An 8,743-nucleotide genomic window follows, 5' to 3' on the forward strand; every position below is an offset into this window, starting at 1 on the left:
TAGGATTTCCCTAACCTCTTTTTTCTATGCTTTTATTCTGCCAAGGCACCCATTGGATCCCATGGTGCAAGTACGATTGGTTCTGCTTCATAAGCAGCTTGTTCTTCTGATGTCAGCAATTCTTTGCGAACAACGATTTGGTAAGTGTATTCGTCCATCCAAGCGTCTGAGGCGACAAAGTAACCATCTGCACCGACCTTGTCTCCCCATGAGTTTTCAACTTTCCACTTGGTTGACTTGCCATTTTCGTCCAAGTCCACACCTGTCAAGACCATGGCGTGGGTCATCAAACTTTCACTGTAGTCCAAACGTCCAGCCTTGTCTTGAGTGAGTTGAATATCCATGCTTGATTCAAAGTCATAAACATCAGTCGCAAGGATTCCAGCTTTGCGGTTGCTGAGCTGACCGACATCTGAACCAAACCAAACAGTTTCTCCTGTTTGCATTTGGGCAATCGCCAATTCTTTCAAGCGCTCCATTGGAACGTTGATATAGCGAACTGCACGGCTACCAACGACATTCCCCAACATCTCAACTGTATAAGATTTGCCGTAAGGCTTGTCAGCAGTCGGAGCATTGATAACCGAAACATAATCTTCTAGAGGAAGGTCAACATATTTCTTATAAAATTCTTGTGGTGTGATACCCTTTTCGCTTTGGTAGTTATCATCCTTATCACGATAAGCAAAGTCAAACTGACGTGGTGGAAGCCCTAGTGACATAGCAAGGAAGTTAAAGATTTCTTGCAAGAGGTCTTCTTTCTTGGCTTGAACAGTCGCTTGGTCTGCACCAGAAGCGAGCAAGTCACGCAAGATTTGGGCATCTTGACGAAGCAATTTGTTGAGGATGGCATTGAGCTCACGGCTATTGCTAGATGAGATAGACTCAGGATAAACTGACTTGGGAACGACACCGTATTTCTCAAAGAGGGCAACGACCATATCCCACTGACCACCGTCTTGTTGGGGTGTTTGGAGTAGGAAGCTAACCTTGCGGCTAGTCAATTCTTGGTCTGCAGTTGCAATGACTTGCTCCAAGAACCAGTTGGATTTCTCGTACTTGTCCCAGAAGAAAGTGTGGGCTTGTGACAGTTCAAAGTTTTCTAGCTTGTATTGAGAGATGAGTTTGTGGCGGAAGGTGTTGAGAGCTGCAAACATCCAGCAACGACCAGACGCTTTCTGGTTAGTAACCTTGTCCTTGGTCAAATCCAATGAGAAAACAGGTGTATTGTTTACATGGCTTTGGCGACGTTCTAGGGCTGCAAAAATTCCGTTATGGCTGGCAGCATTTTCAATCGCTTGGTATTTGACATTTGCTTCATAGTTGGCAAATAATTTATCTGTAAATGATTCTTGAATCGCGTTCATAGATTCCTCCTTTTATTCTACTGTCTATTATAACTCTTTTCACAAAGGAAGCAACTGAAAAACGAAAAAAGCAAGGACATTCTCCCTCACCTTTTTCTAATATAAAGCAAATTAAGCAATACTTGCAAAGAGCACTTCTAACTCCTCCTTGGTCAAGCGACGCCATTCTCCTTGTTCTAAGTTCTCATCCAAGACTAGAGTTCCCATCGTCAAACGTTGTAGGTCCACCACTTCCTTGCCACAGTAGGCTACCATGCGTTTGACTTGATGAAACTTCCCTTCAGCAATGGTCACACGAACCAGACTTTGATTTTTTTCTGGATCTACTGATACAAGCTCCAGTTTAGCTGGCTGGCAGGTAAAGTCCTTGAGCGGAATGCCCTTGGCAAATGTCTCCACATCTTCTTGGCTCATAATCCCCTCAACCTGAGCCAGATAGGTCTTATTCACATGACGTTTAGGTGAAAGAAGAGCATGGGCTAGTTTGCCGTCATTGGTCAAAAGTAGGAGACCATGCGTATCGATATCCAAGCGCCCTACTGGGAAAACTTCCTTGGTCCGCGCCAAGTCATCCAACAAGTCTAGAACCGTTCTGTGCTTGGGATCCTCAGTCGCTGAAATAACTCCTTGGGGCTTGTTCATCATGTAGTAGACAAACTCCTCGTACTCCAGCATTTGGCCATCAAAGCGAATTTCATCTCTTTCTTCATTAATCTGCAATTTAGCTGACTTTTCTTTTTTACCATTTACTGTCACGCGTCCAGCCTTGAGCAAGTTTTTGACTTCTGTCCGACTCCCCACAGCACAGGCAACTAAAAATTTATCTAATCTCATAGAACTATTATATCATACTCAAAAGGAGGCTGGCTCAATGACCAACCTCCTTTTCGTTTCATACTCTTCAAAAATCTCTTCAAACCGCGTCAATGTCGCCTTGCCGTATAGATGTTACTGACTTCGTCAGTTCTATCTACAACCGCAAAGCAGTGCTTTGAGCAGCCTGCTGCTAGTTTCCTAGTTTACTCTTTGATTTTCATTGAGTATCAGATTTAAGAAATTAACTTCCTCGTCTCCAGAAAATAGCTAAGACAACCATAGCACCTAAAATAGCTGGGATAATGGCCGTTCCAGCTATAATTGGACCCCAAGTTCCAAAGAGCAAGTGGCCCAGAAAGGCACCAATCCAGCCGAGAAACATTTTCCCAAAGCATCCCATGCTCTCTCCACGATTGGTCAAAGCACCTGCCAAAAGTCCCACTAGGAGACCAACAAACATACTTCCAAGCATAACTTCTCCTTAAATTGCCCAGTCTCCATTGCGGAAGAGGGGTACGCGTGTTCCATCCTCACGGATACCATCGATATCCATTTGGCTAGAACCAATCATAAAGTCAACGTGAACATCTGAACGGTTAAGTCCTGCTACTTCAAGATCTTCTTCGCTCATCTCTGCTCCACCAACAACGCTGGTCGCATAGGCAGCACCGATAGCCAAGTGGTTTGACGCATTTTCATCGAAAAGGGTATTAAAGAAGGTAATGCCTGACTGAGAAATTGGACTTGGATCTGGTACCAAAGCACATTCACCCAAGGCACGCGCACCCGCATTTTCAAAGACAAGGTCTTTCATAACCTGGTCACCCTTCTCAGCTGTGATATCAACGATTTGACCATTTTCAAAGGTCACTTTGATGCCTTCGATAATATTTCCATTGTAGCTAAGTGGTTTTGTAGAGGTTACATAACCATCTGCACGACGGAAGTCAGGAGCTGTAAAGACTTCTTCTGTTGGCATATTTGGCAAGAAACCTTCCCCCTGTGCATTGATAGCACCAGCTGATTCCCAAACGTGGTTTTTCGGCAAACCAAGTGTCAAATCTGTTCCTGGCGCTGTGTAGTGAAGGGCTGAGAATTGTTCTTTATTGAGCATTTCTGCCTTGCTCTTGAGGATGGCTGCATGTTCTTCCCAAGCCTTAACGGGATCTTCTTCGTAGACACGGCAAGTTTTGAAGATTTGGTCCCAAAGGAGATCGACTGCTTCTTCGTCGCTTGCTGCATTTGGGAAGACTTTCTTAGCCCACTCGAGTCCAGCAGCGGCTGCTACAGTCCAGCTAACCTTGTTGGATTGAGTTGCGATACGCATTGGCTTCATAGCAAGTCCCATCGCTTTGGCAGAAGCTGAAAGCTTGTCAGCGTCTACTCCGTTCAAGGCACCTGGATCAGATGAGCGAACTCCAAGACGGCTAGCCTTGTTCTCCAAGAGATAGTTCATCTCAGCAATCTTGTATTCTGGCACATTGTCCAAACGCTCCATTGGCGCGTGAAGGAATTTCTCACGGTTGATGACATCATCTGTCCACTGAACGATGACCTCATGCGCACCCAAGGCATAAGCTTCTTTCACGATCAGATGAGCCAACTCGCGTTGCTCCACATCGATAGAGAGAGCCAAGGTGTGACCAGGTTGCACGTTAATTCCGTTCGCAACCAATAATTTCGCATATTTTTCTAGATTTTCTTTAAAATTTGGTAAAACCATTTTATTTTTCCTTTTCTATTGTTATTTCTCTTTAAACAGGGACAACAGGCTAACCGCTGCCACAGTGCCGCAAATCAAAGCGGTCATTTTCAAAATCGTATCAGTGTCAAGATCCAGCTGGTAATCAAACACCTTCTGCGCTGGCTTATCCTGAGCGGAAATGGTAAGTTTCATAAAAATCTCTTTCTATATTTTAGAAAAACTCATCAAACAAACTCAACTGGTTATCCTCTGGCATATTGCCGAGAATACCCATTTCATCCATCTTTTCAACCAAGGTTGATGAAAGTCCACCACGCTTACGCAGTTCTGTCTTAGAGAGGAACTCACCCTCTTCACGCGCACGCACCAACTGCTTAGCAATGTTCTCTCCAAGACCATCCATTGCGACAAATGGTGGGATGAGGGTATCTCCGTCGATGATGAATTCAGTCGCATCACTACGATAGAGGTCTAACTTGCCAAACTTAAAGCCACGTTCCCACATTTCATTAACAATCTCAAGAGTTGTATAGAGGTCAATCTCCACATTAGAGGCTTCATTATTCTTCCGTTTTTCAGCGATTTCTGCCATTCTGCGCTTGATGGCATCCAAACCCACTCCCATGGTCTTGATATCAAAGGCCTTAGCACGGATTGAGAAATAAGCACAGTAGTAATAAATGGGATGGTGAACCTTGAAGTAGGCTACGCGAAGAGCCATCATAACGTAGGCTGCCGCATGAGCTTTAGGGAACATATACTTGATTTTCCCACAGGATTCGATATACCACTCTGGCACCTTATTGGCCTTCATGGCTTCGATATAGCCATTTCGTTCTTCTTCGGAAATCTTCAACCACAAGCCCTTACGTACGCGCTCCATGATGGTAAAGGCCATCTTTGGTTCTAGACCCGCGTGCATGAGGTAAACCATGATGTCATCCCGACATCCGATAACGGTTGATAGGTCAGCAATTCCTTGCTTAATCAAATCCTGGGCATTTCCCAACCAGACATCCGTACCGTGAGACAGTCCAGACAGCTGAAGCAACTCTGCAAAAGTAGTTGGATGCGTTTCATCGACCATCCCACGTACAAAGTTGGTTCCAAATTCTGGAATCCCCAGCATACCCGTCGGTGTTCCGATTTGTTCAGGAGTCACACCTAGCACATCAGTCCCAGAAAAGAGGGCCATGACACCTTCATCATCCATAGGAATTTCATTAGGGTCAATCCCAGACAAGTCCTGTAATTTCCGAATCATGGTCGGATCATCATGCCCCAGCACATCGAGTTTGAGGACGTTCTCATCGATATCGTGGAAGTTAAAGTGGGTGGTTTGCCATTCAGCCGTCACGTCATCCGCTGGATACTGGACAGGAGTAAAGTCGTAGACATCCATGTAGTTAGGAATAACAACGATTCCCCCTGGGTGTTGTCCCGTTGTCCGCTTGACACCAGCTGCACCTTGAGCAAGGCGTTCCACCTCTGCATCACGATAAAACTTCCCGTAGTCTCTCTCGTAGCCCTTTACAAATCCATAGGCAGTCTTAGCAGCAACTGTACCAACAGTTCCCGCACGGAAGGCATACTCCTCACCAAAGATATCACGCACATCCAAGTGGGCGCTAGGCTGGTCTTCTCCCGAGAAGTTCAAGTCAATATCGGGAACCTTGTCTCCATCAAAACCAAGGAAGGTCTCGAACGGAATATCCTGCCCATTTTTGCTGAGTTTGTGACCACAGTTTGGACAGTCTTTATCTGGCATATCAAAACCTGAACCGTAAGAACCATCGGTGATAAACTCACTGTACTGACACTGACCACAGACATAGTGAGGAGAGAGAGGATTGACCTCTGTAATCCCAATCATGGTCGCAACGAAACTGGAACCAACAGACCCACGAGAACCAACCAAGTAACCTCGTTCATTGGAACGTTGCACCAACATCTGGGAAGCCAGATAAATCACGGCAAATCCATTCCCCAGAATAGAAGTCAATTCTTTTTCAATCCGCAAATCAACGATATCTGGCAGCGGATTTCCATAAATCTCAAAAGCTTTCTTATAGGTCAGCTCAGCGACCGTTTCTTCCGCCTTGTCGATGAAAGGCGTATACAAGTCACCCTTAACAACCTCAATGGGTTCAAAGATATCTGCCAAGGCATTGGTATTTTCAATAACCAATTTGCGTGCCAGTTCCTCTCCCAAGAAGGCAAATTCATCCAACATTTCATTAGTCGTTCGAAAATGAGCCTTAGGTAGCGGAGCCGGTTGGGCATGTTCGCCATGACCGATGGTCCGATTAATCATAGCCCCCTGGCCCAAACTACGGACGATAATTTCACGGTAAATCTCTTCTTCCGGTTCGATATAATGGACATTTCCCGTAGCCAGAACAGGCTTGCCAAGACGGTCCCCAACCTCTATCAAACTCTTGATAATAGTCTGGAGCTCCTCCATATCCTTAACCTGCTCCTTAGCAATCAAGGGAGCATAGATAGCCGGTGGCATAACCTCGATAAAGTCATAATACTTGGCCACCTCAACCGCCGCATCCACACCTTGGGAAACAACTGCGTCGAAAACTTCACCCTCTGAACAGGCTGACCCTAAAATCAAACCTTCCCGATGGGCATCTAGAACTGTTCTCGGAATCCGTGGCACCCCTTCAAAATACTTGGTGTTAGACAAAGAAACCAGTTTAAAGATATTTTTTAGACCTACCTGATTCTTGACATAAATAGTCGCATGCTTGATCCGAGCTTTTTTATAAGAATCTGGACTGATTAGATCAATGTTGAGTCTAGCCAAGTTAGTCACACCATGTTTTTCTGCTACCTCTTTGATAAAGATGAAAAGCAGACGACCAGTAGCTTCCGCATCGTAATTAGCCATGTGGTGGTGTTCAAGTGCCACACCAAAACGCTTGGTCAAAGGCCCCAAACCATGACGTTTATACTCAGGATAGAGGTTTCTAGCAAACTCCAGCGTATCGATAACTGGCTGGCTAATCTTAGGCAGACCATGACGCTCATAGTTGGCATTCATAAAGCCAACGTCAAAGGTAGCATTGTGAGCAACTAAGACTGTATCCTTGCAAAATTCTTGGAATTCTTGCAAAACTTGTTCCAGTGGTTTGGCATTTTTGACATGATCGTCTGTAATACCTGTTAATTCAGTAGTAAAGGCTGATAAGGGATGCCCAGGATTGATAAATTCATCAAATTCGGCAATAACATTTCCCTTATACATCTTAGAGGCCGCAACCTGAATCAGGTCATTATAGATGGCTGAAAGCCCCGTCGTTTCCACATCAAAAACCACATAGGTCGCTTCTGACAAGTCCATCTCCACTTCGTTGTAAACGATAGGGACACGGTCCTCCACAATATTGGCTTCCATTCCATAGATCAGCTGGATTCCAGCTTTCTTGGCCGCCTTATAGCCGTGTGGGAAAGATTGAACATTTCCATGGTCCGTGATGGCAACCGCCTTGTGTCCCCACTTAGCAGCTGTCGCAACGATCTCCTCTACCTCTGGTAAAGCATCCATGGTCGACATGTTGGTATGAGCATGAAACTCAACCCGACGCTCACCTTCTGGCATCAAATCCTTCCGCTCATAGTGAACAACTTCCTGCACATCCTGGACGTTCATGGTCAAATCACGTGTGAAGTTATTCATCTCCACATTCCCACGAACTCGGAGCCAAGAATTCTTCTTAATGATGTCAAACTTCTGAGCCTCTTCCTCATTCTTAACCCATTTTTGCATTGAAAAACTTGAAGTGTAATCCGTCATTTTAAAATTGATCAAAACGCGACCAGTTCTGGTCACCTTATGCTCCACATCAAAAACGACCCCTTCAAAGACCAGGCGATTTTCCTCAGTCGTCACGTCGATCATCTGGGTAACTTCAGCCTTATCTAGTTTAGGCTTGACCGCAGCCTTTTTAGCGTGAAAATCAAAGGCTGGCTTCTCTTCTACTGGAGGAGGAGCCATTTGTTCCAGTTGCTCCATAGCCCGGAGCGCTTCCTCATTGGCAGCCTGAACGATTTGTTCATTCTCGGTATGGAAGGCTTCCTCCTGCTCTTGTGTAAGAGCATCATTCTTTTCTATTTGACATACAAAAGCTGGAAAACCAAACTTTTCGAGTTGCTTTGCCAAATTAGGAAGATGATTCTTCTTAAAGTGCTCCTTATCAATCGCCTCTGAACCTTCAATAATGAGTTGATTTCCCTCCGCACGAACTTGCAAGTTCTGGTAAAGAGATTTAAACCCTTGACTTGCACACGGACCTTCAGAAAAAGCCTCTCTATAGTAGGCTTGTAAGAGTTCATTTGAAAATTCTAGAGAGAGAACCTTGATTTCGAAAACAGCTCGATTCCCTGTCTTAGAAAATTCTTCACCAAGCCCTTTCTTTAACTCTAAAAAGATTTCAATCGGTAAAATATTAGAAAATACAAAATGAAATTCCCAAATCTTACTAATTTTATGAACCACAACACGCTCAATTCTGGCATCAACAAGAGCAGGATCCTGCTTTAAATGATCAGAGATTCCTAGTTGATTCATTAAAATTTCAAACTTACTTGACATTCATTTTCCTCACATTATTCTCTTACTATTTTACCATAATTAAAGAAAATATATGACTAGTACCATTCCTTAAGCACTGCTAGTTTACACAAATTTATTCCGTAAACAAAAAAGAAGACTCTCAGAATCTCCTTAGTAAATAAAAAAAAGATACCCTAAAGTATCCTCGTAATCGATCGGGAAGACAGGATTCGAACCTGCGACACCTTGGTCCCAAACCAAGTACTCTACCAAGCTGAGCTACTTCCCGCG

Annotated in this window: 6 protein-coding genes and 1 tRNA gene; all 7 read right to left on the minus strand. The window is 44.5% G+C overall.

What is annotated here, in order from left to right:
* Nucleotides 1–32: 32 nt before the first annotated feature.
* Nucleotides 33–1,367: a C1 family peptidase gene (gene pepC, locus M1F65_RS08470; protein ID WP_247925793.1), complete on the minus strand. Its 1,335-nt coding sequence runs from the start codon at nucleotides 1,365–1,367 to the stop codon at nucleotides 33–35.
* A gap of 111 nt (nucleotides 1,368–1,478) precedes the next feature.
* Complete coding sequence (locus tag M1F65_RS08475) at nucleotides 1,479–2,201, minus strand: pseudouridine synthase (protein WP_247925794.1); 723 nt, start codon at nucleotides 2,199–2,201, stop codon at nucleotides 1,479–1,481.
* Between the two features lie 223 nt (nucleotides 2,202–2,424).
* A complete protein-coding gene (locus M1F65_RS08480; protein ID WP_084856747.1) occupies nucleotides 2,425–2,655 on the minus strand; it encodes a GlsB/YeaQ/YmgE family stress response membrane protein in 231 nt (76 codons plus the stop codon).
* Between the two features lie 9 nt (nucleotides 2,656–2,664).
* Nucleotides 2,665–3,906: an aminopeptidase gene (locus M1F65_RS08485; protein ID WP_247925795.1), complete on the minus strand. Its 1,242-nt coding sequence runs from the start codon at nucleotides 3,904–3,906 to the stop codon at nucleotides 2,665–2,667.
* A gap of 21 nt (nucleotides 3,907–3,927) precedes the next feature.
* Nucleotides 3,928–4,080, minus strand: coding sequence for a hypothetical protein (locus M1F65_RS08490; RefSeq protein ID WP_247925796.1), 153 nt, complete (start codon nucleotides 4,078–4,080; stop codon nucleotides 3,928–3,930).
* A 19-nt stretch (nucleotides 4,081–4,099) separates the two neighbouring features.
* A complete protein-coding gene (locus M1F65_RS08495; protein WP_247925797.1) occupies nucleotides 4,100–8,491 on the minus strand; it encodes a PolC-type DNA polymerase III in 4,392 nt (1,463 codons plus the stop codon).
* Between the two features lie 176 nt (nucleotides 8,492–8,667).
* Nucleotides 8,668–8,741, minus strand: a tRNA-Pro gene (locus M1F65_RS08500).
* Nucleotides 8,742–8,743: the final 2 nt, after the last annotated feature.

It is taken from the genome of Streptococcus oralis (genome assembly GCF_023109195.1).
Classification (GTDB): Bacteria; Bacillota; Bacilli; order Lactobacillales; family Streptococcaceae; genus Streptococcus; species Streptococcus oralis_BV.

Excerpts from the sequence above, each read along its gene's own strand:
- pepC (WP_247925793.1), bottom strand. The coding sequence starts at position 1,367 with ATGAACGCGATTCAAGAATCATTTACAGATAAATTATTTGCCAACTAT.
- M1F65_RS08475 (WP_247925794.1), bottom strand. The coding sequence starts at position 2,201 with ATGAGATTAGATAAATTTTTAGTTGCCTGTGCTGTGGGGAGTCGGACA.
- M1F65_RS08480 (WP_084856747.1), bottom strand. The coding sequence starts at position 2,655 with ATGCTTGGAAGTATGTTTGTTGGTCTCCTAGTGGGACTTTTGGCAGGT.
- M1F65_RS08485 (WP_247925795.1), bottom strand. The coding sequence starts at position 3,906 with ATGGTTTTACCAAATTTTAAAGAAAATCTAGAAAAATATGCGAAATTA.
- M1F65_RS08490 (WP_247925796.1), bottom strand. The coding sequence starts at position 4,080 with ATGAAACTTACCATTTCCGCTCAGGATAAGCCAGCGCAGAAGGTGTTT.
- M1F65_RS08495 (WP_247925797.1), bottom strand. The coding sequence starts at position 8,491 with ATGTCAAGTAAGTTTGAAATTTTAATGAATCAACTAGGAATCTCTGAT.